The sequence below is a fragment of the Quyinboa ferrireducens genome, from assembly GCF_042436675.1.
Taxonomy (GTDB): domain Bacteria; phylum Bacteroidota; class Bacteroidia; order Bacteroidales; family UBA5342; genus JBHJHP01.
Genome location: NZ_JBHMVA010000002.1, coordinates 596,727 through 621,624 on the forward strand (window position 1 = coordinate 596,727; position 24,898 = coordinate 621,624).

General features: G+C 33.9%; 25 protein-coding genes. All 25 read right to left on the reverse strand.

The window, feature by feature from the left end; genetic code table 11:
* Positions 1-43: 43 nt before the first annotated feature.
* Positions 44-718, reverse strand: a complete 675-nt coding sequence (locus tag ACE01N_RS05990; protein WP_380585804.1) for a glycosyltransferase family 2 protein — start codon at positions 716-718, stop codon at positions 44-46.
* The gene (locus tag ACE01N_RS05995) at positions 719-1,774 is read right to left on the reverse strand and encodes a DUF354 domain-containing protein (protein ID WP_380585806.1); all 1,056 of its coding nucleotides are present in this window, start codon (positions 1,772-1,774) and stop codon (positions 719-721) included.
* Positions 1,774-3,120 (reverse strand): phenylacetate--CoA ligase family protein, encoded by a 1,347-nt coding sequence (locus ACE01N_RS06000; RefSeq protein WP_380585808.1) that lies wholly within the window; start codon positions 3,118-3,120, stop codon positions 1,774-1,776. Before ACE01N_RS06000 ends, ACE01N_RS05995 begins: the two co-directional genes overlap by 1 nt.
* A complete protein-coding gene (locus ACE01N_RS06005; RefSeq protein ID WP_380585810.1) occupies positions 3,117-3,992 on the reverse strand; it encodes a glycosyltransferase family A protein in 876 nt (291 codons plus the stop codon). Before ACE01N_RS06005 ends, ACE01N_RS06000 begins: the two co-directional genes overlap by 4 nt.
* Positions 3,982-4,800 (reverse strand): polysaccharide deacetylase family protein, encoded by an 819-nt coding sequence (locus tag ACE01N_RS06010; protein ID WP_380585812.1) that lies wholly within the window; start codon positions 4,798-4,800, stop codon positions 3,982-3,984. Before ACE01N_RS06010 ends, ACE01N_RS06005 begins: the two co-directional genes overlap by 11 nt.
* On the reverse strand, positions 4,801-6,261 hold the full coding sequence (locus ACE01N_RS06015) for a hypothetical protein (protein WP_380585814.1): 1,461 nt from the start codon (positions 6,259-6,261) through the stop codon (positions 4,801-4,803).
* Positions 6,221-7,126, reverse strand: a complete 906-nt coding sequence (locus ACE01N_RS06020; RefSeq protein ID WP_380585816.1) for a glycosyltransferase family 2 protein — start codon at positions 7,124-7,126, stop codon at positions 6,221-6,223. Before ACE01N_RS06020 ends, ACE01N_RS06015 begins: the two co-directional genes overlap by 41 nt.
* Positions 7,123-8,043, reverse strand: coding sequence for a glycosyltransferase family 2 protein (locus ACE01N_RS06025; RefSeq protein WP_380585818.1), 921 nt, complete (start codon positions 8,041-8,043; stop codon positions 7,123-7,125). The genes ACE01N_RS06020 and ACE01N_RS06025 overlap by 4 nt, the downstream gene beginning before the upstream one ends.
* Positions 8,043-8,711: a PglD-related sugar-binding protein gene (locus ACE01N_RS06030; protein WP_380585820.1), complete on the reverse strand. Its 669-nt coding sequence runs from the start codon at positions 8,709-8,711 to the stop codon at positions 8,043-8,045. The genes ACE01N_RS06025 and ACE01N_RS06030 overlap by 1 nt, the downstream gene beginning before the upstream one ends.
* Positions 8,699-9,667: a hypothetical protein gene (locus tag ACE01N_RS06035; protein WP_380585822.1), complete on the reverse strand. Its 969-nt coding sequence runs from the start codon at positions 9,665-9,667 to the stop codon at positions 8,699-8,701. Before ACE01N_RS06035 ends, ACE01N_RS06030 begins: the two co-directional genes overlap by 13 nt.
* Positions 9,667-10,356 (reverse strand): WbqC family protein, encoded by a 690-nt coding sequence (locus ACE01N_RS06040; RefSeq protein ID WP_380585824.1) that lies wholly within the window; start codon positions 10,354-10,356, stop codon positions 9,667-9,669. The genes ACE01N_RS06035 and ACE01N_RS06040 overlap by 1 nt, the downstream gene beginning before the upstream one ends.
* Positions 10,353-11,240 carry an HpcH/HpaI aldolase/citrate lyase family protein gene (locus ACE01N_RS06045; RefSeq protein ID WP_380585826.1) on the reverse strand — a complete coding sequence of 296 codons (888 nt, stop codon included), beginning with the start codon at positions 11,238-11,240 and terminating at the stop codon, positions 10,353-10,355. Before ACE01N_RS06045 ends, ACE01N_RS06040 begins: the two co-directional genes overlap by 4 nt.
* Complete coding sequence (locus tag ACE01N_RS06050; protein ID WP_380585828.1) at positions 11,233-11,694, reverse strand: MaoC family dehydratase; 462 nt, start codon at positions 11,692-11,694, stop codon at positions 11,233-11,235. Before ACE01N_RS06050 ends, ACE01N_RS06045 begins: the two co-directional genes overlap by 8 nt.
* A gap of 1 nt (position 11,695) precedes the next feature.
* The gene (locus ACE01N_RS06055) at positions 11,696-12,403 is read right to left on the reverse strand and encodes a sulfotransferase (RefSeq protein WP_380585830.1); all 708 of its coding nucleotides are present in this window, start codon (positions 12,401-12,403) and stop codon (positions 11,696-11,698) included.
* Between the two features lie 46 nt (positions 12,404-12,449).
* On the reverse strand, positions 12,450-13,886 hold the full coding sequence (locus ACE01N_RS06060) for a lipopolysaccharide biosynthesis protein (protein ID WP_380585832.1): 1,437 nt from the start codon (positions 13,884-13,886) through the stop codon (positions 12,450-12,452).
* Positions 13,874-14,920 carry an SGNH/GDSL hydrolase family protein gene (locus ACE01N_RS06065; protein WP_380585834.1) on the reverse strand — a complete coding sequence of 349 codons (1,047 nt, stop codon included), beginning with the start codon at positions 14,918-14,920 and terminating at the stop codon, positions 13,874-13,876. Before ACE01N_RS06065 ends, ACE01N_RS06060 begins: the two co-directional genes overlap by 13 nt.
* Before the next feature lie 2 nt (positions 14,921-14,922).
* Complete coding sequence (locus ACE01N_RS06070) at positions 14,923-16,365, reverse strand: MBOAT family O-acyltransferase (protein WP_380585836.1); 1,443 nt, start codon at positions 16,363-16,365, stop codon at positions 14,923-14,925.
* A 15-nt stretch (positions 16,366-16,380) separates the two neighbouring features.
* The gene (locus tag ACE01N_RS06075; protein WP_380585838.1) at positions 16,381-17,490 is read right to left on the reverse strand and encodes a DegT/DnrJ/EryC1/StrS family aminotransferase; all 1,110 of its coding nucleotides are present in this window, start codon (positions 17,488-17,490) and stop codon (positions 16,381-16,383) included.
* A 156-nt stretch (positions 17,491-17,646) separates the two neighbouring features.
* Positions 17,647-18,618 (reverse strand): glycosyltransferase family 2 protein, encoded by a 972-nt coding sequence (locus ACE01N_RS06080; RefSeq protein WP_380585840.1) that lies wholly within the window; start codon positions 18,616-18,618, stop codon positions 17,647-17,649.
* Positions 18,619-18,630: 12 nt separating this feature from the next.
* Complete coding sequence (locus ACE01N_RS06085) at positions 18,631-19,608, reverse strand: GDP-mannose 4,6-dehydratase (RefSeq protein ID WP_380585842.1); 978 nt, start codon at positions 19,606-19,608, stop codon at positions 18,631-18,633.
* 165 nt (positions 19,609-19,773) lie between these two features.
* On the reverse strand, positions 19,774-20,121 hold the full coding sequence (locus tag ACE01N_RS06090) for a four helix bundle protein (protein WP_380585844.1): 348 nt from the start codon (positions 20,119-20,121) through the stop codon (positions 19,774-19,776).
* A gap of 93 nt (positions 20,122-20,214) precedes the next feature.
* Positions 20,215-21,000, reverse strand: coding sequence for a 3'(2'),5'-bisphosphate nucleotidase CysQ (gene cysQ, locus ACE01N_RS06095; protein ID WP_380585846.1), 786 nt, complete (start codon positions 20,998-21,000; stop codon positions 20,215-20,217).
* 38 nt (positions 21,001-21,038) lie between these two features.
* Positions 21,039-21,632, reverse strand: coding sequence for an adenylyl-sulfate kinase (gene cysC, locus ACE01N_RS06100; RefSeq protein ID WP_380585848.1), 594 nt, complete (start codon positions 21,630-21,632; stop codon positions 21,039-21,041).
* 130 nt (positions 21,633-21,762) lie between these two features.
* Positions 21,763-23,052 (reverse strand): nucleotide sugar dehydrogenase, encoded by a 1,290-nt coding sequence (locus tag ACE01N_RS06105; protein ID WP_380585850.1) that lies wholly within the window; start codon positions 23,050-23,052, stop codon positions 21,763-21,765.
* A 36-nt stretch (positions 23,053-23,088) separates the two neighbouring features.
* Positions 23,089-24,894, reverse strand: coding sequence for an SLC13 family permease (locus tag ACE01N_RS06110; protein WP_380585852.1), 1,806 nt, complete (start codon positions 24,892-24,894; stop codon positions 23,089-23,091).
* Between the last annotated feature and the right edge of the window lie 4 nt (positions 24,895-24,898).

Genomic DNA, 24,898 nt, shown 5'->3' on the forward strand with positions numbered 1-24,898 from the left:
TGCCTAAACAACGTAATATCTGTAACTATTTATTCTACAGTATTTAAATATTTCTTGCAAATAAAACCGATTCGGTCTCTTCTACAAGTTTTTTGTTTCTTGTCAGATTTTGAGTATGCTGTCTGTAATAGAATAAATATTCAGGAACAGATAAAATTGTCTTCCTTTCTCTTATTTTCAAAAATAAGTCCAGACCATCCCTACATGCCACATGTTTTGAATATCCACCAACCTCTAAAAGTGTTTTCCTCTTAATTAATGAACATGCACCATGTGGTTCTTTATCTTCATTTGAAATATAAAAAACTTCGTTTCTCCGGTTCTTTTTACAGGTAACTTCGCCAAATTCGTTTGTCATGTAATATCCCGGAAAAATCCAGTCAGTATCGGGATATTTTTCAGCATAATAATATAATATTTTTAATGCATCAGGATGCAATATATCATCAGCATCAAGCCTGATCAGATAATCCCCGGTACTTATTTCGACCGCTTTATTTGCCGATGCAATCAAGCCACAATTTTCCTGGTAAATAACTTTTATTTGCGGATGAATTTGTGAGTACCTATAAATCATTTCTCTACTCTTATCGACTGAACCATCATCTATAATGATAAATTCAAAATCGGTAAAGGTCTGATTTAATACAGATAGGATGGCTTCGTCAAGAAATAATCCATAATTATGGTTTAACAGATATAGTGAAATTGGAAGCATCTATTTAAATCTGTACTGATACTCAGGATTTTCCTTCATTATTTTTAAACTCTTAGGGTAGTTTTCGATGAACCAGGTTACAAATTGATCGGACTTGATAAACCTACTTTTCATTTTTTCCGATTGTTCTTTAAATTTGTTGGAGTCCAGTTCTGTTAATAACATTTCAACATATTCCAGTACTCCTTTTGATGACTTAAACTGTCTCAATATCCCGCATTCCTGTTCAAGCTTTAGATAGCACATCAACGGCAAACTGTTTATGTATACAGTTGGAACTCCTAAATAAGAACTCTCACTTGCCATTGTCCCACTTTCGCCTACAAACAGTTTTGCCATAGCCAAAACATAATGAATTTTTTCAGGTGCAATATCCAAACGATATTTTTCAAATTCTGAGTCTAATTTTTCCTCTGACGAAATCAACACAGAATATTTTTTTTCCAGTAAACTAATCAGTTTTCTCTTTGCTTCTAAAGTTAATCCCTTTTGTCCAATATCATGATGGGCATTCCACGAGATAAACCGTAATATTACAAATGGCTTATTTATTCCTGTAAGTTTTTCAACTGAAAATACGTTTTTATTTAAATATATATCCTCCATAATCCCTTTGAAACGAATCTGCTTTTTACCAAGATTATTTTGATAAGTGTCTGGTGTTACAATAGTTTTAGAAAAAGGATATGTAAAAACCTTGTGAAATTTATCCGAATGTTCTGTATCGTTAAATGCGATATGAGGTTTTCTGAACAACCATGCAGTTTGAGCAGCATAAGGAGAACTAAAACTTACAAAAAGATCCGGTTTTGTTTTTCGAAGACGTTTAAAGAATAACCAATCCGTTTTAAACATGTAAAACAATTTACCCAGAACAGAATTTTTCCCTTCGCCCCTGTCAAAATATTCAATTTTATAAAAATTCAGTAAATCTTTAACCACATCTCGGTTTCTTGCCGAAACAGTCACAGAATGATTCTGTGATTTGAAATGATAAATTAGTTTTCTGAAATAGTGTACATGCCCAGGATGCCCAATGTCAATAAAGATATTCATTAAAACGTAATTTCAATTGAAGGATCCCTAACTACAAACCTGAATTTACCCGACTGTAAGGGTTCTATTTGATTTACCTGCTCAATATCGAATTTTATACTATGCATGGTTTTATTTTCCCAGTGACTAATAATATCATTCTGAATATTCTTACTGATTAGTTTAGCTGAAACCAATCTAAACAAAATGTGATCTTTTTTGTCCTGTATCACCTGGAATTGTTCAATTCCTTCAACATATTTAAAGTATGTTGTAAATGTTTGAGCAATAAGCATTTCTCCGGATGGCGTAATAATTATATCATTGTTCCTGCCGATGATGCGTTTAAAGGTTTTGAGGTTTCTTCCACATTCACATTTCTCCGGACCTATTTCAACATAGTCCATGGTATCATACCTTATGAATGGTGTAGCGGTATTGACAAGGTTGGTAATGATTAATCTTCCAACATCTCCTTCTCTTGAAAGAATACTACCATTGTCATCTATTACTTCACATATTCCCTGTTCCTCGGAAACATGATAACAATTATGTGTTGGACATTCAAAAACATTAGGCCCATTATCACAACTATAAGAATCAAAAATTTCGCACTCAAATTTATTTTCTATCAATTCCCGTACTTCCGGGAAAAGAATATTTCCGGTTGTGTTTATTCCTTTTAACTTTATTTTTTCAACATCCAGATTTTTCAATTTGTTTGCGAAGTACTGTAATGGATCAGGATAGCATCTTAAATAATCCGGTTTATATTTATACAAGAGGTTTTCAAACTCAATAGTTGACAGATCGGAGTATTCTGTGGCGAAAAGTTTTGTCCTGTTTATTAAGTCCTGATATTTTTTAAGTTTAGATTTTCTTTTATTCTGAGTTACTTTAATCATTTTATCGCCAATACTATATCCCATCCAATCCCACCCTCTCAAATTAGTGGCAAGATTGAAACCATAAGCATATGGCGTAATATAATACCGGGTCTTCAATCCAGTTGAACCACTTGACTGATTAAATAGGTATTTAGACTTTCTTTCTCCAAAAGAACCGGAGTTAAAGTTTTCGACCAACTGCTGCTTTGTTAATAGCGGTATCTTATTTAAATCTGATAATTTTAATATAGAATCCGGATTAATATTATGCTGATCAAATAGATTTTTATAATACGGTATATTTTCATACGAAAAATTAATTAAGTCTATTAACTTTTTTTCCTGATATTCAACAATTTCTTTTGTACTCCAATACTGTGATTTTTTTAAAAAGTTCAAAGAACTTGCAACATTCCATCCTGTAATTTTATCTGACACAGGAAGAACAAACAGTTTTGAAAAGAAGTTATAAATTGTCATAATAATTCCTTTGACGTAAATTTATCTAAAACTCTCATATACTGTATTTTTCGAATAAACTTCTTTTGATTTTTATCTACCAACTGCATATTACCTGAGACTTTTGAATTAAGATATCCTTTATATAAAGCCATACCAAAAATTCTGTTTTTCAACGAAAGCTTTAATACTTTTAATATCAGAAACTCAACAGGATATCCTCTTTTATAGTAACTTTCACCCTTTTTATAGAATAAATCCTTTTGTCCTTCTCTAGCCAAAGCTCTTTTTTTCCCCAGATGGTTGACATGTAAATTGAAAAATGTACGTGTTTTCCACCCGTAATACATTGCAAGATATTCATCAAGACCATCCCAGCCATAAATAGGTTGTATGCCACCAATTTGTTCGAAACACTCTTTCCTGTAGACTTTCATTGCCCCACCTGTTCGCCAGTAAGGTCGGGATGAGGTCAATATTTTTTTACCATCTACAACTGAATATGTTAGTCCACTTGAAATTCCCAGTTTGGGCAAGTGTTCAAATTTTTTCAGCTGGTATTCAAAAAACGTTATATCATCAATATCCAGATCACCGTCCAGTTTAACCAAAAAATCATAAGAATCATCTTCAACTGAATTTAGACCAATGTCGAAGTTATAAGCAACATGTGCTCCAAATTCAACTTGAGATTTTTGAGATGAAATTATTTTGACAAAATCATGTTTTTCGGAATAACCTGATAATATTTTTAACGTATTATCGGTTGATCCATCATCAACAATAATCCATGTTACAGGTAATATTGTTTGTTTAAGAACTGAATCCAGAGTTCTGGTAATATGTTCAGCCTCATTATAAACCGAAGTGATAATTACGTATCTATCCGGCATACTTTTGAAAAATCTCCTCTTGAGACATAAAAATATTGTTTGAATCAGTTTTTAACCAGGTAAGATATTCATCTATTAAATCAATGGTTTCCTTAGATTTATGATATCTATGGTGAAATAAAATACCGCGGGTATCAATGCCTTGTAATGCTATCGTTTTTGATTTTAATTCTTCAAAAGAATAGAATATACAATCTGTTTTATCATTAATGTATTTCTTAATAACACTTAAGGCAATATCAATTTGAAACAACCGGGTACCAGGCTTTTTTTTCAGATGATATGACACCTTATGGCCTGCGATTATTTCTTTACGCAACAGATGACCTATAATATAAAACGCTTTATTTTTAAATTTATTAGACACTCCTCCGTTTACAACTTGATAATTAAGATTATCAATAGCTTTAATACTGGCCTTATTCCTTGCACCAAATGGAAAGGTAAATGCTTTGAACCACCTGTCGCCAAACTTATCATCCATGATTTTTCTCCCGGCTTCAATATCCTTAAGCTGATCTTCAAATGTTCTTTCTCCGCCAAACTCACCTTTCCGGAGTTTTCCATATACAATTCCCTCAAAATTCAGTTTATGATCATATCCATGCTGCACGATTTCAATTATCCCTGGATTTTGTTTCTTTTGCTCTAATAGCCAGGTAACAACTTCATCTGAAACATTAGCAGGTTCAACAGCGTGGCAAATTGGAATCCCGTGTTTAATAAACACATTTGTCAGATTAATCAAACTCTCGTCCAACGAACCTCTTACATCATCATTTCTAAAAAAATAGGTTGTCTTTTTCATTTAACCTCTTACATTTATACGCAAAATATTGTAGCCAAGATATGCCAGGAACAGCAAGCTAAGATAAATAGGAAATAATTTTCTATACTTTGGTTTATTTTTAAGCTCCACTATCCCAATCGACATAAAAATAATCATAAAGGGAACAACCGGATATTGAAATCTGTAATGTACTGCCGTTCCTGTAATAGCGATTACAACCAAATATCCCCAGTAAAATCCATATATAAAAAAAAGTTTCTTCCATCGTTTTCTGAATAACCACATGCCTAAAAAACCAAAAAAATAAAGAATATTTCTGGTCATTTCATTTGCAGCCCTATACACAACTCTAATAGATGCTTTATGCTTATCCGAATCAAGATCGTAGAAATTAGGATATGGTGCTATTATTGCACCTGATACAATAAGTGGCAACTGTGAAAAACTAAAGTTATAATTATTCTTTGCAACCGTTCGCCTGAAGAAATTTACCTGAGTCTGAGATTCTGCACTGGATTGTGTTTGTTCCACTTCCAGTAATAACGATGAATTTAATATAACAATATAAAAAAACGCACCTCCGATTAATACGGTTATTATTCTGCGAACAAATGAACGCTGACTTGTTATGGTAAAATAAGTTACAAAAATTGTTATACTAAGCATCCCTAAAAATGTTCTGAAAAAGAAGAGCGCCATAACCGACAATACAGCTATGCCAATATTCAGAGCATTAACTTTTTTATGTGTTAGATTTGTTGCGGAATAAAAGAAAAGGATGATAATAAACACCATTACCGTTTCTTTTAAGTACATACTGCTAATCCATGAACTGGAGGGTATAAAGGCAGCAATATACGCAACAATGCGTGCATATTCATCGGTCAAAATTCTTTTAACCGATACTGTTAAAAGGATAACCGTGAAAGATCCGACTACACAATTCAATAATTTTCCAATGAACACAGCATCTCCAAATACATAATATACCATGCCAAGGTATAAAGGAAATCCATAATCACTGGGTGCAACACCGATACTCCTCGCAGAAATATTTAGTCCTGACTTTAACCGTTCTGCAATTAAAAGTCCTACATTATGATAATGCTTCGTATCAATAGCATCCAGCTCAAACGGCAGGTAGTCAGGCACGTAAATATAGGTTATGCCATTTTGAAGAACCAGAAAAATTATTCTTGTAATGAATGATAAAATAAATATCCTGATTAAGAAATCCTTCCAGTTTAGCTTTTCAGACAAATTGAGCGTTTTTTTCAGAACATAGAAGAATGCAAAAAACAGGATAAATAGGTATAAAAAGGCTTCCATCGGCATAAATAATGCAGGGAAAGCAATTTTATGAATAAAAATAACCAGGAAAAAGAATACGGAGATTTGCAGATTATAATCTGCGTTCCAGTATGAAGCCCCTTTTTTCTTATTCCTTAAAATATTTATTTTTTGAATATTTTCTGGCATTCAGTATTTTGTGTAAGTGCATAAGTATATAAATTTCGCTTATTATTTGCGCCGGTATAATATAAACAGAGAAATAAGCACCTGTCTTGAAAATTGTATTTCTCAGATAAGCTTTTATAACCTGTTTTTTTGATAAATTAATCTGAAGTAAGATTTTAATTTTGGAAACGACTAATAAGTCCTTTACTGACCTGTAAGTTTTGTATGTTTTTTTCTGTTGGTTTCTGTCATGTATCGCTGATGATGCAGGTACAACTCCAATCTTATATTGATGATAGTGACAACGAGCCACATAATTTTCATCTTCCCCGTAATGGTTGAATAATGGTTCAAACAAACCTACAGTTTTTAAACAAGATGTATTTATTAACCATACGGCCGCATTTATAAAATCAACGCTGTAAATATCCTTCAGCTCATTACGAAAAGCATCATGAATAAGTCCAGAGCATTTATCAGGCAAAATATTATTTAAATAATTCCGATCAATTTCACCATAACCTGAAAAATGCAGCGGACTTACAATCCCATATTCTGGATTTTTATTTGCTACTTGTATTAATCTGTTAATTGCATTCTCTTCAAGCCACGCATCCTGATTCAACAATAAAACAAAATCAGCATTGTTATCCAAAGCCATTTTCATTCCTATATTATTTGCCTTGCCAAATCCAAGATTTTCGCCTGTTTCAATAACTTTGACTGATGGGAAATTATTCCGTATTTTTTCCAGTGTACTGTCAGAAGAACCATTATCAATAGCTATTATTGTGTGATCCTGAATTTCAGCATTTGTAAGGCTGCCAAAACATTTTTCAACCCATTTTGAACCATTATATGTAACGACAATTGAAAAAATCATCATGCAAATATTTTAGTAACAAAAATTCGAGGTATGGATAAAGTTATTTTTATGACGGAAATTATATTTCGGGGAAACATGCAAAATGAATAATATATATATTTAAAATAATTAGTAATAAATGTTGAAAATTTGAGCTTGCCTGGATAGGTTATTGAAGTATAGTATATATATGACTTAAACCTACAGTATGGAAAATTAGCGTTTATTTTCTTAACCCATTCAAGCATATTTAAATCTTTCAGTATCAAATCAGAAGTTACCCAAGATGATATGCCCCCTTCATTTTTGCGATACACCCCCATTACATCACTTAAAAACTTTATTTTTCCATTAGAACAAAGTAAAATATATAAAGCTCTATCACCGGATATTATATTTTGTGGAAGATCTACATTATTTCTTAGAACCTGTGTTCTAAATACTATTGATGCAGTGTGAAAATATCTGGCTTCGATAATGTCATTTATTGTGATTACACTTGGAACATTATCTCGAAACAAATGGGTTTCTTTATTTGCTGAAGAATAAATTACATTAACTTGATGAGCAATTGCTGAATAATCATTATGAATCTCTAAAAAATCTACTTGCTTTTGCAACTTATGAGGATCCGTCCAGTAATCATCTCCTTCACATAGGGCAATGTACTTTCCCTTTGCTGCATTATATGTTATCTTTGATACTATTCCATTACCCTTAGACTTTTGATTCTCTTTTTGAAGAATAGGTTTTATTACATCCGGACATTTAGAATAATATTCTTTTATTATTTCTTGTGTCTTATCTGTTGAAGCATCATCATGGACTATAATTTCAATTGGAAAGCTAGTTTGTTGCATCAGAAACCCATCTAATGCATCTCTTACATATTTTTCATGATTATAAGTTAAACAAATAATACTAAGAACAGGTTCCATCAGAGTGGTTTAATTTGTTTATTATAAGGTTTTGCCGGATTACCCAACACTTTTAGTCCTGTTGGAATACTTTTTATCACATTTGAAGCCATGCCTATGAAGCAATAGTCTCCAATTGTCAAATAATTATTAAATGTCGAATTAAGTCCAATAAAACTACCGTTACCAAAACTGTTATTACTACCAATTACTGAATGAGCTGCAAAGAAGTTATAGTCCCCTATTTTTGTATCATGGCCAATAAGTGAATTAGAATGGATAGTACAATGATTTCCTATTGAAGCATTTGAGTTTATTACTGTATAGGCCATAATGGCTGACCCAAAACCTATTTTAACGCTTTGACTGATAACTGCACTGGGATGTACAAATTTAGCAAAACGTTTTAATGGTATATTGTAGCTGTTCAGTAATTCTATCCTCTCTCTTATTAAATCGGGTCTGTAAAGCTGATAGATAAATTTGATGTCTTCATATTTTTTATACTTTTCATAAACCTCTGTTGTTTTTGATAATACTGGAAACCCATTTATCTCACTCCCATACTTTTCGTCATCAAAAGCAAATCCTAAAAATTCAACTTCACCTGTTTTTTTTTGAGCATCATAGATTTGTTCAGCAACAACGACTGCAGAACCTTTACCACCAATTATAATTATTTTTTCCATTCTAAAACCATGTTTAATATTATGTCCATATCTTTAAATGTGTATCGTTGATCAATCGGTAAGTAAACAATATTTTTTGTTATATAATACTCAGTATCACTTTTTGAAGCCCAGTTTAATACATTAGGCCAGTATTGCGGAACAAATACCCTGTTTTTTATTAAATGATACCTGAGCTTTTCACCGTCTATTTCACTATTTAAAAATGGATAAGCAAGCGGAACTTTAATATCACTAATATCAAAAATATTAGATAATCGATTTAAAGAAGAAAGCTTATCATTTAGATACGAATAATTTTTATTACGCATCTCCTTAATATATGAGAAATTAGTATTTGAATAAATACTTTTGGATAAATCTGATATTTTTTTAAATCCTGCCACATTTATGTTTCTTTCATTTTCTAAAAAAGAGTTAAATCCCATTTCAGGTGATTCTTCCAAACGCAAGAAAAGATGCTCCGTTCCTTTTATAGATGTATCCTTTTCTAAAAATGAATCTATCTTGCGATTACAATATAACAGTCCCCCATCTGGTAAACCTGTAAATTTCCTTGGCGAATAAAATGTTGGAAATTCCCCAACGGGAGGTGTAAAAAGAGCCTGGGAATTATCTACGATACTATTCTTATGCACTAAGGCAAGCTTTTCCAAATAGTCCGATTTCAATCCGAAGTAATTAATATAAAGCAACCAATCATCACATTCCAATAAATTATTAAGAACTGGCTCAAAATTCTCATCAATTTTATAAAATGAAAACTCTATTTTTTCTTCAATAATAATATCTAATATTACATCACATGAAAATAACGGGATAAAAAGTTTTTTTATTTGATATGCTTTAATGATATACCTTAAACAACTTCTGCCCGAGTTTAGGAATAAGGCATTTTTATGCAAATCTGTATTATGATAACAGTCAAATTCAAAATATCCACCAATACCTTTCATTATATCAAAATATAGTCTTCTAAGTATTTTCTTATTTCGGTAATACTATTAAACATCATAACATCGATTATGGATAACCAAGGTACAAATGAATTCTTAAACTGATTATATTTAAATTCTCTACTTTTTAAGAATTTCAGTTCGATATTGTGGCTTTGAAAATGATCGTAAGAGTATAAGGTTTTTCCTCCAATGGAATTAATATACATATCTGCATTTAGTACTTTGCAAATATCTATAACCTTTTCTTCACCTTTAAGAGATTTATCATTTCCTAAATCTACAGAATTGTATATTTCAGTATTAATTTCTAAAAAACTGCAAATCGATTTAATCGAGTAAGTCAAGAATTGAGCAAGATTTGATTCGTTATTATTTAATATTGTTTCAACTAAAGGAAATATCGAATCAAAATTTGATGCTTTTGAATAGTTTTGCTTTATCGTTTTAAGAAGTTTAACCTTATTATCTCCAACTTCTATTTCATTGATATATTTGTTGGAACTTGCACCTTTTAAATTTAGTGTAAAGTAAATAGACTCGCCATTACTTAAGACTCTGTTTCGTGAGATCCAACCTTGTTTTATGTAATTAACATCATCATAAATAACAAATTTATCAACAGAATGAATCAACTGATAATACCCTATATAAGGGAAAAAATAGGGTTGCATAATTGCAACTTTCATTTACTTCTTTTTTTAATTAATTCTTGCTTCTTTAATATTTTCTTAGCCTTCAATACCATAGGAGGCCCAATAAATTTATTATCTTTAACTGCAACCCCCATGCCCCTGGCTGCTGCTTCTTTTGCTAAAAATAGCATTTCTTCGGCATCCTGTATCTCTTTCGTATTAGGCGAGAAATATGAATGAACCAAAGGGAGCTCTTTGGGATTTAATACTAACATACCCTCAAAACCTAAAATTTTAGCAACTTTTAGATTCTTCTCCAAATCCTCAAGATCGTGTACTTTAATATGCACTGTATCTATTGGGATGACATTATTGGCACGAGCCCCCATGGCAATCATAGAGCGTGCAGTGTAAATACTTGAACCATCCGGATCATGAACACCATGCAGGTCCGTTACAAAGTCTTCACAACCAAATGCTACAGCCACCACCCTTTTAGATGCCTGACAAATCTCCTGTATATTCATAACAGCAGCAGTAGTTTCAATCAAAGGAATAAGTTTAAATGTTCCCATTTTTACTCCTTTCTCATACTCGATTGTTTCCAGAAGTTTATCTATAAAATAGATATCCTGTCCTGTATGTGACTTCGGATACATAAATCCATCAATCCCGGGAATGGTTAACTGGCCAATATCTTTTAAAAGTTGTCCGCTTTCCCGGTCATTAATTCTAGGGAATACATGAAAATGTTCAAACCTCCCATTTTCTACATATTCTTTTATAGTATCTCTTGCTATCTGCTTATTCTCTACTGGTTGAACAGAATCTTCTAAATCCAATAACAGTAAATCTGCCACAGATCTTGAAGCACTATCCAGTAGTCTTGTATTGTGCCCAGGCACAAACATCAAACTCCGCATTAAAAAATCATCCATGGTTTTCTTTTTTAAGTAATACTTTACGCCTAAACATTAGTACATCTTCATTCTTTTGATTATAGGCAATAGTTTCAACATAAATGATGCCCCTGTCTTTTTTTGTTGAGGACTCTCTTGCATCCAAAATCGTTGATCTGCAATAAATAGTATCTCCTATAAAAACGGGTAAAATATGTTTAACACTTTCATATTCGAGATTGGCTATAGCTTTACCACTTATGTCCGGGACCGTAATTCCTACTGCAAGTGAGAATACCAGAGTCCCCACGACCAGAATTTCCCCATGCTGTTGTTGTTTAGCATAATGCTCATTTATATGAACCGGATGATGGTTCATTGTCAGTAAAGAAAAAAAGTTGTTATCACTTTCAAAAATTGTTTTTGAAGCTGCATGATAAATTATTTCACCTTTTTTGAAGGACTCAAAATATCTTCCAAATGTATTCTTCATTTTACGTTTTATTTTCCCAAGGGAAACTATCCCTAATAGGTTTTATGCCAATAAAATTACACAAATTAATATAACTTTTTCTCTCAGCAACATTTATAACTAACAGATCTCCATCTCTATTTTTAAAATAATCCAAAACATCTTCATTATGCTGATTATAATAATTAATTAATTCCTCTTTTTTATAAGGGTCATTTTCCGGGGTATTAAACAATGCCCTATTACCAATCCACGGTCTACCTTTAAAAATATAGTTCGCATTCATTAAATCTTCTTTAGTTGGTATACGTTTGCCATCTGCCCATAATTTAGAATGAAACCGGGTAATGGAATTATACCATTGCTCAGGATTATCTCTTATAGTTAGTATAAACTTACTCCCTGGGAACTTCCTATCTAAAAACTTATACGTATCAGGAAAGCTAAAAGGAGCATCCTGAAATGCTTGAGCCGTTTTGCATAATCGGTACAATTTTCTAAAATCGCGTTTCTGCCAATTTTCTAATAATAACTCCCCTGCTCTTTGATCTCCAACAATAATACCATGTTCTATCATTACAGACTTAAATGATGTTGTTCCTGTTTTATTTAAGCCAATACAAAAAATTTTGGTTTTACCTTTTACTCTTAACCTATTAATAATTATACTAATATTCTTAAAAGAATAATTATATAATTTTAAAGCTATTCTCCTTTTTTTAATTGTCATATAAACTTCTTATAAACCTATTAGATATTACTCTCCTGCCATTCAATTATTGTATTATTCCTCTCACATTATCCTTAATTTCAGTTACTAATTTTTTATCAGTTACATTTGATAAAACATAATATATTACAATAAAAATGGTGATTTGTAACAGTAATGAAATTGCAGGAGATAAATCAGCTAATAAGGGTAAAAAGGACATTCCAGCGGCAATAAGTGTGACTAAAATTATCCATTTTAGATCTAAAAATTGTTTCAACAGGCCATAATTAAATATTTTATTATTATAATATGTGTTTATTATCAAACCAATAAAGCTAAAAATTACTTCCCCAATTACAATATGGAGTACACTAAAATTCATCATAATCAACAAATTAATGAGTCTAAGTGAATTTTTAATAAACGTAATTTTAAGATTAAGATCAGATCTGCCATAGCCCAATAATGACTGTACATTCATTAAATGCCAGGGGAATAACATACCCGAAACACATAACCACTGCAGATATGGAACGGCCGGCAACCATTTTTCCTTAATTAAAAATACAATCAGTGGTTCCGCTATAATTCCTAATAATGCCAATACCGGAAAACTTATAAAACTCATTAAAACCAATGATTTTCGCATCGTTTTAATATACTTTTCTTTATCATCCTTAACTTTTGAATATAATGGAAAACTAATCTTTCCAATTGTTGAAGATAAAAAGCTTAACGGAAGATTTTGAAACCCTCTGGCTCTTCTGTAGTAACCTAGTTCATTTGCACTAAATGTTTTACCAATTGCCAGCGTATAGATATTATCAAAAAACGTTTTTGTTAATCGGGAGAGTAATACATTTGAACCATATTTCCATAAAGGCTTAAGCTCAGTCAAATTAAATTTAAATTTTGGTCTCCAGCTATGAAAAAGCCATAATCCTATGCTCTGCCATGTCATTTGTACAATTCTTTGTAAAACTAATGACCATACACCGTAACCTGCCAAAGCTGCCCAAATTCCTAAACCTCCAGATACAATTTTTGATGTCAATGTGAGCTTAAACTGTGTTTTAAAATCCAGTTCTTTTGAGAGGAGGTTTAAATGTATTGTACCAAATGCCTGTACAATTAATACTAAACCTAATACTCGGGTAATATCTGTTAAAACAGGTTCTTCGTAAAATCGAGCTATAACAGGTGCAATAAGGTACAATAACCCGAATAATAAAAAACTCATTATTAAATTAAGCCAAAAAACGGCACTTTCTTCATCAATACTGGTATTTTTTTTATTAATGAGAGCTATACCAAAACCACTATCTACAAAAACGGCAGATATTGTAATAAATACTGTAACCATACCAATGAGACCAAATTCCTCTGGTGTAAGTATTCTCGCTAAAACAATACCAATAATAAACTGTAGCCCCTGATTACTTAAAATATCCAGGGCAGTCCAAAATAATCCTTTATATGCCTTTTGCTTTAGTGTTGCCAACTATTGACTATTAATTTAAGTTGTGCCGCTAATTTTAATGACATTAATTTTGATCCATCATTATTTAAATGACCTATGTCAAAAGATAAATCATTTTTATAAAGATCAGGAAATCTTTCTGGTGATGATAAATCAATGATTGATAAATCATTATGTTGATTCGCTAATTCCTGTTTAATGCCTGATATCTGATATTTACTTAATCTTGGAGGAATAAGGAAAATTACTTTCACGCCTTTTTGATTTGATAATTTAACTATTCGTTTATACTCTTTAAACAGGATTTGAGAAGATTTTGATTCTACTTGATATTTTTCAGAATTATATTTTTTTCTGGTTATGAGATCAATTTGAGATTGATTAAATCTCTTAACTCTTTTAAGTAAGTGATCATAGTATCTATCGTGAATTTTAAGCTGATCTTCAAGAGGAAAAAAGCCATCATAATTTTCACCCAAAAACTGATTTTCTAAGTTATTAGTGGAAGTGATTCTACTTTTAATCTGACCTAATCCAAGAATATTGTTAGTAATTGCATACACATGAAAAAAACCTTGTTTCAATTTAGCCTTCAATGAAAGATCTGATTTCTCAATGTACTTTAAAGAAAATAAAGTATTATGAATATTTCTAAAATAGCTTTCTTTTGAAGTTTTGAAATTACCTTTTCCTATCAATTCTGGTACCCCTAACTCTATAACAACGTATTTAAGATTTTTAGAAATATCTGTTTTGATAAAATTCTTGTATAAATAAAACGATTCAGGAATAAAAGTTGCATTCGATCCTAAATTAAAACTCTGTAACGAATCTTCAAATACAACACTATCGATAATTTCAGGATTAATTTGCCTTAAAACCCTGCTAGAACCTATAAATACACATTCTGGTTTTATATTGTTGGTAGATAGATAATTGATTTTTGTTTTCCACGTTGTATTCGCCCAATAATAATCAGAAAAAAGCTTTGGAATATTTGAAATGATTATCAATCCAATAAAAAATAAAATAGCCGGTTTTATTATTGATTTCATAATCAGAACTGAAAATATATAAATTCCTGCCTTTCAGCACCAAATATTATGATCGCAAACACCAATGTATAGTAAGTTAACCACCGAATAGTTCTGTATTTGAAAACTGTTGAAATAGTATCTAATTGCAATCCATGTTGTTTAGACCGTTGTAACCATTCTATACCTAATAAGAACAACAAAAAGAATAACGTCTTCTTTTGAAGTTCGGGCATAGTAAAGAGCGAAATCGAAAAAATCTTATTTATATAATCAAAAGCCATGCTCATACTTTCTGCCCTGAAAAATATCCAGGCCAATGTTGTCAAGGTAAAGGTCAACAACATACTAAAAAATTCACCCGGCAAAGGTAAAAGCGTATGTTTCCCGGGCATATCAAGATGTTTTCTGTTTTGTTTAAACAATAACAGCGGTAAAAAGAATATGGCATTTAAGGCACCCCATGTTATAAAAGTCCAGTTAGCTCCATGCCAGAATCCGCTTACAATAAATATTATAAATGTATTTCTTACCTGTTGCCATTTTGAACCTCTGCTTCCACCAAGTGGGATATATACGTAATCGCGGAACCATGTGGAGAGTGAAATGTGCCATCGTCTCCAGAATTCTGCAATGTCCCGTGAAAAATAGGGATATGCGAAATTCCGCATTAAACTGAACCCAAATAACCGTGCTGTACCAATGGCAATGTCAGAATATCCTGAAAAATCACCATAGATTTGGAATGCAAAAAATATAGCCGCTACCAACAAGGTACTTCCGGAATGGTCCTGATAATTTCCAAATATATCATTGACAAATCGGGCACAATTATCCGCAATCACAATTTTTTTAAATAGTCCCCATAAGATTTGTCTAAGTCCATCTTTTGCGCTTTCAACATCAAAACGTCTAAAAGATTGAAATTGAGGTAGTAAATTAGTTGCACGTTCAATAGGTCCTGCAACCAACTGAGGGAAAAAACTCACATAGGCGAAAAACGCCACAATATCTTTGGTTGGCTGAAGCTTCTTTTTATATACATCAATAGAATAACTTAAGGTTTGGAATGTGTAAAAGCTTATTCCAACAGGAAGGATAATATTCAGCTGGAAAGGATTAAACTTATAGCCTAATAAAGTAAAAGCGTCAGCAAAACCCTGGGAAAAGAAATTAAAGTATTTAAAGAAACCCAGAAATCCCAGGTTTACAAAGATACTTAAGAGTAAGAGACCTTTACGTTTTGAAACATCTTCCGTTCTGCCTAGTCCTATTCCTACCAGATAATCGACTAATGAGCTAAAAGCAATAAGAGAAAGAAATCGCCAATCCCACCAACCATAGAAAATATAGCTTACAACAACCAGAAAAGCATTCTGAACTTTCAGTTTTTTATTAAAAATAAACCAGTAAAGCAGAAAAACAAGTGGCAGAAATATGGCAAATTCAATGGAATTAAATAACATCTAAAAATCTATTCCTTATTTATTTGACTCATTCAGAATATCACATATTAAATCAACAATATCCAGATTCAGATCAGGATAGATAGGAAAGCAAATCACCTGTTTGGCCATTTTTTCTGCTACCGGTAGGTTTGATGCATTCGAGGACGGAAGGTCCCGGTAGGAATCCAGCCATGAAATCAGTGGATAAAAATAGCGTCGTCCGTAAATGTTTTGGTCTTTCAGTGTTTGGTAAAGTGTATCTCTGTCAAGGGGATAGTTGTTACCAACAAAGACAGGAAAATAAGCATTATTATGGCCTACTCCTGACATCTCGTGCATAAAACGGAGTCCGTTTATACCTTCAAGGTTTTTCCTGTATCGTTCTGCAACAGTCTGTCTTTTGCACAGAATATCGTCAAAGTGGTTTAGCTGGAGCAGGCCCATCACAGCGGAGAATTCATTCATTTTGGCATTAATACCTGTGCCAATAATAGTGGTTTCTCCATCAAAGCCAAAATTCTTTAGATGATCAATTTTATTCTTCATCTCATCTGTATGACAGGCAATAGCGCCACCTTCGAAGGTATTGAAGAGTTTGGTGGCATGAAAACTCATAACAGAGAGGTCGCCATACTGCATGATACTCTTCTCATTTACTTTAACCCCAAATGCATGCGCTGCATCGTAAATAATTTTTAAATTATGTTTATCTGCCAACTTTTGCAATCCACTTACATCACAGGGATTGCCATACACGTGCACCGGCAGAATGGCTTCTGTCCTATCCGTTATGGCCCTTTCAACCGCAACCGGATCCAGGTTACCATAAACAGGATCCACATCGGCAAATACGGGTGTCAGATTATTCCATAACAAAGCATGCGCTGTTGCCACAAAAGTATAGGGTGTGGTAATTACTTCACCTTTAATATCAAGTGCTTTTAAGGCAAGCAACAATGCCAGCGTACCGTTACTGAAGAGTGCTACGTGTTTCACTCCCATATAATCTGCCAGTTTCTGCTCCAGTTCCTTGTGAAACGGCCCGTTATTGGTCAGCCATTTATTTTCCCATATCTGTTTCAGATAAGGTTCCACTTCTTCAAGCGGTGGCAGAAACGGTTGTGTGACGAGTATTTTTTCCATCAAATTTTATTCATTTCAGTCAATGAATATCCTGGCTATATTAGGATTATCTCAAAATCCTCCCCCCGATAAATTGGGGACCTTCTTTTAATAAGGAGGATGAGTTTGAACATATTGTAGTTAATTTTAACCAGGATATGGGTTACAGAATCCATATTAAATATTCTGAACAAAGAGTTTTAAATATACTTTTACAATTAACTGTTTTATTCTGTTTCTCGATCCAAAAACAAATAAAGCATCTAAAAAATTAAATGCTTTAGTTTTTAAAAGTTCCTGTTTTGCCTCAAACGCGGTTTCGGGTTCTCTGAATACGAAGGCCAACTTCAGCTTATCCTTATAGTAATCCACCTCTACTTTTTTTCTCACTGCATCTGAACATCCATAATTTTCGATAAACCATTTTTTTACCTCAAAAACTGAATTGAACATGGCCATTTTTTTACTAAAGTCCAGCTGATTACTCAGAGAGTTATTAAGAACTCGGTATACGGCTGTATTATCAGGCAGATATTTGATTTTTGAATAGTGAGCGATTCCAAGCCACATGGGGAAGTCACCCATTTTCCATGTATTGTTATCGGGAAATTCACTGACAACCCTACGAATCAGACTGGTATTAGCTAAAACCGTTAAGGTGGAAACCGGGTTTTTCAGCAGAATATCTTCAAATGTTGGGTTATCGTTGTGTTCCGGTGCATCAAATTTACGTTTGAGAAACTTTTGCTCATGTTCAGAATAAATGGCATGGCTGGTATGGACCATCCCATATTCAGGATTTGCTTCCAGAAAGTCAACCTGCTTTTGTAATTTTAATGGATCCGTCCAATAATCGTCACCTTCACAGATGGCTATATATTTTGCTAATTCTCCGGTTCTTAAAACACTAAGAAAAGGTTTTGCTCCAATAGAATATTGATTCTCCTTTTGGAAAATGACTTTAATCCGTTTATCCTTTTTCTGAAATTCCCTGATGATGTTTGCTGTATTATCGGTTGAAGCATCATCATGGATAAGGATTTCCATCTCAAAAGTGGTTTTCTGATTTAAAAAACCTTCAATTGCTTGTCCAATATACTTTTCATGGTTATAAGTAATGCATACTATTGTAACCAAAGGACTAATCATAGATTATTTCTCTTATATTACCTTAAGGTCTCTCACAAATTCTTCGTTGGCATAATACCAGCCCACGGTTTGTTTAACGCCCTCTTCCACTGATACCTGAGGTTTCCAATCCAACAAACGTTCTGCCTTGGAGATATCAGCCCAGGTTTCCTTCATGTCAGCCTTATGCATTGGTTTGCGATCAATAACGGCTTTTTTGCCTGTCATCTCTTCAATCATGGCAATAAAACTGTTAATGCTAACAGGATTATTACCACCGCCCAGATTGATCACCTCGTATCCTACTTCTTTGCCGGCGGCAATGGTTCCACGGGCGATGTCATCCACAAAGGTAAAATCGCGCGCCTGTTCACCATCTCCATATAAAGTGATTGGCGTTCCCTCGGCAATCCATTTCACAAAACGAAGAGGCGCCATATCAGGACGTCCTGCAGGCCCAAATACGGTAAAGTACCGAACAACTGAAATATCAAGGTCATGCATCTTATGGTAAGAATATGCCATCATTTCAGCGGCTTTTTTTGATGCAGCATAAGGAGTCAGAGGTGTATTTACAGCCAGATCTTCGGTGAACGGCATGGGTAATCCAGCATACAATGAAGAGGTAGATGCCAGCACCATTTTCTTTACACCATTCTGCTTCATCAGCTCCAGTAAATTCAACGTTCCTGTTGAGTTTGTAGAGTTATATACAAACGGATTCTTGAGGCTATACCTTACGCCGGCCCTTGCCGCCAGATTAAACACCACACTAAAACTATATTCCTGGAATAATGTTTTAAGCGCATTAAAATCCTCAATATCCAGATATTTCCATATAAAGTTCGGATCCTGCTTCAATTTTCCCAGTCTGTATTCTTTCAAACGAACATCGTAGTAGTCGTTCATATTATCCAGACCAACAACAGTATGCCCCTGCTCCAAAAGCATTTCAGCCGTTCGCGAAGCTATAAATCCGGCAGCGCCGGTTACAAGAAAAGTTTTTTGCATTGTTTTATAAGTTACACGTGACCCGTGACTAATGAAGGTTTTTTATTTGATTGCATCTTTATGTTTTTATTTCCATGTTGCCCGTGACGCGTGACGGTTTTTATTTGCACAATCAGTTACTCAATGGTTAAAATTGTTTATCACCAGTAACCTGAAACCAGTCGATCACGATATTTTTCTTCTTAAAACAGTAAGCATAATGATTACACGCTTAACCTGTCCCAGCAATTTTTCTGTCTCTTCTGAGTTAATATAGCTCAGTCTACCTGCTATTATTAATTGTGTTTCAATTTCTACCGCTGAGCCCCTGGCAATGTTTACAAATTGTTTCAGTTCTTTTGGAAATTCTCTTCCGGCACCCTCTGCAAGATTTGAAGGAACAGAAACTACTGCTCTTCTCAGTTGAGATATTAGGCCAAAAACCTCAGATTCAGGGAAATAATGGGTTGCCTTATAAATATCAATAACCAAATCCATAGCTAATTGATAAACTTCAAGTTCTTTGTGGTTCATAGGTATATATTTTTTATGAGTAATTACATTTTTAAATTAATCCCTAAACTTGTAACCCGTCACTCGTAACCTGTAACCCGTAACCTGTAAACATCACCTAAAAACTTCAAACCATGGATTCAGCAGATTTTCTTTATTGTATGTTAGTGGTTCTTTATTATCATGCCGGATAACGGTACAACCTGCTGCTACTGCGATAGCATGACCTGCAGCAGTGTCCCACTCCATTGTTGGTCCCAGGCGCGGATAAAAATCGGCACTTCCCTCTGCTACCAGACATAATTTTAAGGAACTGCCTTTGGAAATGATATTTATGTCACCGAAGTCTTTTCTTTTTTCTTCTATTATGGCTTCCGTTTCAATACTTAAATGCGAACGGCTTGCTACGATCGTGTATTTTTCAGTTTTGCTACATGGCAACCTGTCAACACTTTTAAATTTTATTTCTTCACCAACAGGTATTTCTTCAACTTTTGTTTTAAATGCTCCAATATTCAGATCTCCATAATACAGGGTTGATGTTACAGGCGTATAAATTACTCCCATTACGGGATTACCTTCTTTTATCAGTGCAATATTTACCGTAAACTCACCATTTCGTTTTATAAATTCCTTGGTTCCATCCAAGGGATCAACCAACCAGAAGAATTCCCAGTAATTTCTGTCCTCAAAGGAAATATCTTTTCCTTCTTCGCTTAAAACAGGAATGCCTGTTTTTTGTAATACCTGGGTAATTTTCAGGTGCGCCTTTTTATCTGCTTTTGTCAGAGGAGAATTATCAGATTTAGTCTCTACTTCAAAATCGTTAGAATTGTAGACCTTAAGTATTTCTTCTCCTGCCAGGATTGCCGCCGTTATGGCATTGTTTAATAAATTCATTGTGTAATAATTTGGTTAGGTATATGAGGATAATATAATTAAACGGCTATTTTTTCTAAAACAAATTTAAGAATTTTTTCGGTCGATTCTGATAGTGACAGCATATCAGTTTTTACTTCAACATCAGGATTTACAGGGGCTTCAAACGGAGCATCGATGCCTGTGAAATTCTTTATTTCTCCTGCTCTGGCTTTTTTATAAAGCCCTTTGGTATCTCTTTTTTCACATACCTCAATCGGTGCATTCACAAAAACCTCAACAAAGTTTTCTTTACCAATGATATTTTTGGCAGTTTCCCTCATTTCATTGCGTGGGCTAATGAATGTATTCAGGGTTATTACACCTGCGTTTACAAATAACTTTGTCACCTCTGCAATTCTTCTGATGTTTTCAGCCCTGTCCTCTTTTGAGAATGACAAGTTTCTGTTGATCCCTGAACGGATATTGTCACCATCCAAAATTTGTGTCAAAAATCCGCGGTTATGTAATTCCTGTTCGAGATTAATTGCCAGAGTTGATTTTCCTGATCCTGAAAAACCGGTAAACCAAACACATACAGAACGTTGATTTAATAATTTCTCTTTATCTTTTCTTTGCAGTATTCTGTCAAATATCGGATGAATCTCACTCATAATTTAGTTGAAAGTGATAAGTTATAAGTTATAAGTAGTAAGTTCTTAAGACATAATTGATGTTTTATGCTTAACTTGTGGATCGTGAATCGTGAGTCTTGAATCTTGTGTCCTGGTTCTTGATTCTAACTTATAATCTTCCGTCAACGATTTCCTTTGGCAAAACGCCTTTAATATCAAATATTACAGCATTTCCGTTTTTAAGTGCGTCAAAATCCATCTCTAAAAATTCATTATGCGATACCGCCAATACTATGGCATCAAATCTTTTACCGTTTACACTATTCAGATCATTAACGATATCAATGCCATATTCTTCTTTAACCTCTTCCTTATCTGCCCATGGATCCAATACCACAACTTCATTACTGAACTCCTTGAATTCGTGCACTACATCCACAACTTTGGTATTTCTTACATCCGGACAGTTTTCCTTGAAAGTTACACCTAGTACTAAAATCCTTGCATCAGCAATGGCCTTCTGTTTTTTTATCATCAGTTTAAGCACCTTGTTTGCAACAAAAATGCCCATGTTGTCATTTACCCTTCTTCCCGACCTGATGACTTCGGGATAATATCCAAGAGACTCTGCTTTAAATGCCAGGTAGTACGGATCAACACCGATGCAGTGACCACCAACCAAGCCTGGTTTAAATTTTAGGAAATTCCACTTTGTACCTGCAGCCTCTATAACTTCATTGGTATCTATTCCTATTCTGTCAAAAATTAAAGCCAATTCATTCACAAATGAGATATTCAGATCCCTCTGTGCATTTTCAATCACTTTAGAGGCCTCTGCAACTTTAATGGACGATGCTTTATGCGTACCTGCTACAATAACAGACTTATATAAATTGTCTACCTTTTCAGCTACTTCTTGTGTTGATCCGGAAGTTACTTTAAGAATTTTTGTTACTGTATGCAATTTATCACCCGGATTAATACGCTCAGGAGAATAACCGGCAAAGAAATCCACATTAAACTTTAACCCTGAAACTTCTTCCAGAACAGGCACACATTCCTCTTCTGTTGCGCCCGGATAAACAGTGGATTCATATATAACTATATCTCCCTTTTTCAGCACCTGCCCGACTGTGGCGGACGCCTTTTTTAATGGTGTTAAATCCGGCACCTTATTTTCGTCTATCGGTGTAGGGACCGTAACAATAAAATAATTGCAGGCACGAATTTTGTTTAAATCCGTGGTAAAGGATATACCTTTTTTATCATCCGAAGCATCAATAACTGCTTTCAGGTTTTCATCTTCTACTTCTAAAGTACGGTCTTTCCCCTGGTTTAATTCACTGATTCGATTTGGATTAATATCAAAACCAACCGTTTTATATTTTTTACCAAATTCAACAGCCAGGGGTAATCCTACATATCCAAGTCCGATTACAGCAATACTGATCTCTTTCATATTAATTAGTCTTGTATCTGTTTATTTCATTTTTCATTAAAATTCCCAAAAATAAGGGATAAAAATTATTGACACTGCCATACTGATAAAATTAAGAGGTAAACCAATGCGTAAATAATCCGCAAACCTGTAATTCCCTATACTTTGCACAATAAGGTTTGTCTGATATCCTATTGGAGTGCTGAACGATGCAGAAGCAGCCATAGCTATCGCTACAAAAAATGGCTTTGGATCAACTCCTAACTGCTGAGCAGCTGAATATGCGATTGGAAAACTTAAAGCTGCTGCTGCATTATTGGTGATTACTTCTGTAAATATCATTGTAATTAAATAGATCCCTGCGATCACACCATATGGACCATAGCGTTTAAAAATATTAATGGTAAACGAGGCCACCACATCTGCAGCCCCTGAATTATTGAGCGCCTTGCTGATACCAAATGCGCAGGCAATCGTAATAATCACGTCCCAGCTTATAGCCTTGGTGTATTTCTGAGCAGGTATAATTTTAGTCCAGACCATGAGTACAGTTGCCATCGCTGCAAAGAAAAACATATCCAAAGGAGCTTTCCCGAATATCCTGTAATTCTGAAATGCAGTCGTCCCAATAACCATTCCCATTAAAATTATAAGAGACATCCACATTTTATCCTTTTTCTCCGGCTTACTGATATCACCAAGATAGGATGTAGTGTAAAACACACGGGAATCACCCCAGTCATTAAGAAACTTCTCAGTTGTCAGAAGTATTAAATTGTCCCCTTCTTTTAACACCAGTTCATCCACGTTAGATGATATTCTCTCCCCATTTCTGTGCACTGCCATAACGATTCCACCATAGTGAGACAGGAAGTCAAATTCGCCAATCTTTCTTCCAATGCCTGGAAACCGCGGTGATATTACTGCTTCAATTTGTTTAAGATGCTGCCGGCGGAATGAATCACTGACCTTACTCAGACAGGCAAGTTCCAATCCCTCTATTTCAAGCAATATTTCTATTGTCTCCGATTTTCCTGCTAAAATTAAATGATCACCTTCCTCAATTATATACCGCCCCCGCGTAGTCTTAATAATCTGGCCGTTTCTATGAATGGATGAAACCAGAAAATCCTTCAGTTTCAGATTCTTTCGTTTCTCTATCATCTCACCAATCAAAGGGCCTCCGGGTTTAACTAAAACATCGAAATAATATTCCCTGAAATTTGTAAATGAATATGTTTTAGGTACCTTTTTACCGGGCAATAACCAGTTACCAAATACTGTCAAGTAAATAAATCCTGCAATTGCAATTAAGCCTCCCACTTTCCCCAATTCAAAAATGCCAAATCCTTTAAACCCGGCATCCAGCATTAAACCGTGAACAACAAGGTTAGTCGAGGTTCCGAATAAAGTACAAACACCTCCAAAAATTGTGGCGTATGATAAAGGGATTAAAAATTTTGATGCAGGTAAATTTACTTTTTCTGCCCACTTTTTAAATATTGGTGCAAAAATAATGACAACCGGTGTATTATTTAAAAACGCGGACAACCCGGATACAGGGATTAATGTTTTTAGGTATAATATGGGTACCGGTAATGCTTTTTTGGGCAACATCACTTTGGCCAGATAATTAAGTGCACCGGTCTGACGAATTCCTTCGCTTACCAAAAATAAAATGGCTATTGTAATCATCCCTTTATTGGAAAATCCTGCCAGTGCCTCCTGAACATCAATTATACCAAGAGCCATAAACAGAAATATACCCGAAAAGAGTATAAGTCCTGGTCTGAACAACTCTTTAAAAAGAGCGATGACCATCAGAATAATGACTGCACTTACTAAATAAGCATCAACTGTCATATAG

Bases quoted from the DNA above. Each gene is read 5' to 3' on its own strand.
- ACE01N_RS05990 (WP_380585804.1), bottom strand. From the start codon at position 718: ATGCTTCCAATTTCACTATATCTGTTAAACCATAATTATGGATTATTT.
- ACE01N_RS05995 (WP_380585806.1), bottom strand. From the start codon at position 1,774: ATGAATATCTTTATTGACATTGGGCATCCTGGGCATGTACACTATTTC.
- ACE01N_RS06000 (WP_380585808.1), bottom strand. From the start codon at position 3,120: ATGACAATTTATAACTTCTTTTCAAAACTGTTTGTTCTTCCTGTGTCA.
- ACE01N_RS06005 (WP_380585810.1), bottom strand. From the start codon at position 3,992: ATGCCGGATAGATACGTAATTATCACTTCGGTTTATAATGAGGCTGAA.
- ACE01N_RS06010 (WP_380585812.1), bottom strand. From the start codon at position 4,800: ATGAAAAAGACAACCTATTTTTTTAGAAATGATGATGTAAGAGGTTCG.
- ACE01N_RS06015 (WP_380585814.1), bottom strand. From the start codon at position 6,261: ATGCCAGAAAATATTCAAAAAATAAATATTTTAAGGAATAAGAAAAAA.
- ACE01N_RS06020 (WP_380585816.1), bottom strand. From the start codon at position 7,126: ATGATGATTTTTTCAATTGTCGTTACATATAATGGTTCAAAATGGGTT.
- ACE01N_RS06025 (WP_380585818.1), bottom strand. From the start codon at position 8,043: ATGGAACCTGTTCTTAGTATTATTTGTTTAACTTATAATCATGAAAAA.
- ACE01N_RS06030 (WP_380585820.1), bottom strand. From the start codon at position 8,711: ATGGAAAAAATAATTATAATTGGTGGTAAAGGTTCTGCAGTCGTTGTT.
- ACE01N_RS06035 (WP_380585822.1), bottom strand. From the start codon at position 9,667: ATGAAAGGTATTGGTGGATATTTTGAATTTGACTGTTATCATAATACA.
- ACE01N_RS06040 (WP_380585824.1), bottom strand. From the start codon at position 10,356: ATGAAAGTTGCAATTATGCAACCCTATTTTTTCCCTTATATAGGGTAT.
- ACE01N_RS06045 (WP_380585826.1), bottom strand. From the start codon at position 11,240: ATGGATGATTTTTTAATGCGGAGTTTGATGTTTGTGCCTGGGCACAAT.
- ACE01N_RS06050 (WP_380585828.1), bottom strand. From the start codon at position 11,694: ATGAAGAATACATTTGGAAGATATTTTGAGTCCTTCAAAAAAGGTGAA.
- ACE01N_RS06055 (WP_380585830.1), bottom strand. From the start codon at position 12,403: ATGACAATTAAAAAAAGGAGAATAGCTTTAAAATTATATAATTATTCT.
- ACE01N_RS06065 (WP_380585834.1), bottom strand. From the start codon at position 14,920: ATGAAATCAATAATAAAACCGGCTATTTTATTTTTTATTGGATTGATA.
- ACE01N_RS06070 (WP_380585836.1), bottom strand. From the start codon at position 16,365: ATGTTATTTAATTCCATTGAATTTGCCATATTTCTGCCACTTGTTTTT.
- ACE01N_RS06075 (WP_380585838.1), bottom strand. From the start codon at position 17,490: ATGGAAAAAATACTCGTCACACAACCGTTTCTGCCACCGCTTGAAGAA.
- ACE01N_RS06080 (WP_380585840.1), bottom strand. From the start codon at position 18,618: ATGATTAGTCCTTTGGTTACAATAGTATGCATTACTTATAACCATGAA.
- ACE01N_RS06085 (WP_380585842.1), bottom strand. From the start codon at position 19,608: ATGCAAAAAACTTTTCTTGTAACCGGCGCTGCCGGATTTATAGCTTCG.
- ACE01N_RS06090 (WP_380585844.1), bottom strand. From the start codon at position 20,121: ATGAACCACAAAGAACTTGAAGTTTATCAATTAGCTATGGATTTGGTT.
- cysQ (WP_380585846.1), bottom strand. From the start codon at position 21,000: ATGAATTTATTAAACAATGCCATAACGGCGGCAATCCTGGCAGGAGAA.
- cysC (WP_380585848.1), bottom strand. From the start codon at position 21,632: ATGAGTGAGATTCATCCGATATTTGACAGAATACTGCAAAGAAAAGAT.
- ACE01N_RS06105 (WP_380585850.1), bottom strand. From the start codon at position 23,052: ATGAAAGAGATCAGTATTGCTGTAATCGGACTTGGATATGTAGGATTA.
- ACE01N_RS06110 (WP_380585852.1), bottom strand. From the start codon at position 24,894: ATGACAGTTGATGCTTATTTAGTAAGTGCAGTCATTATTCTGATGGTC.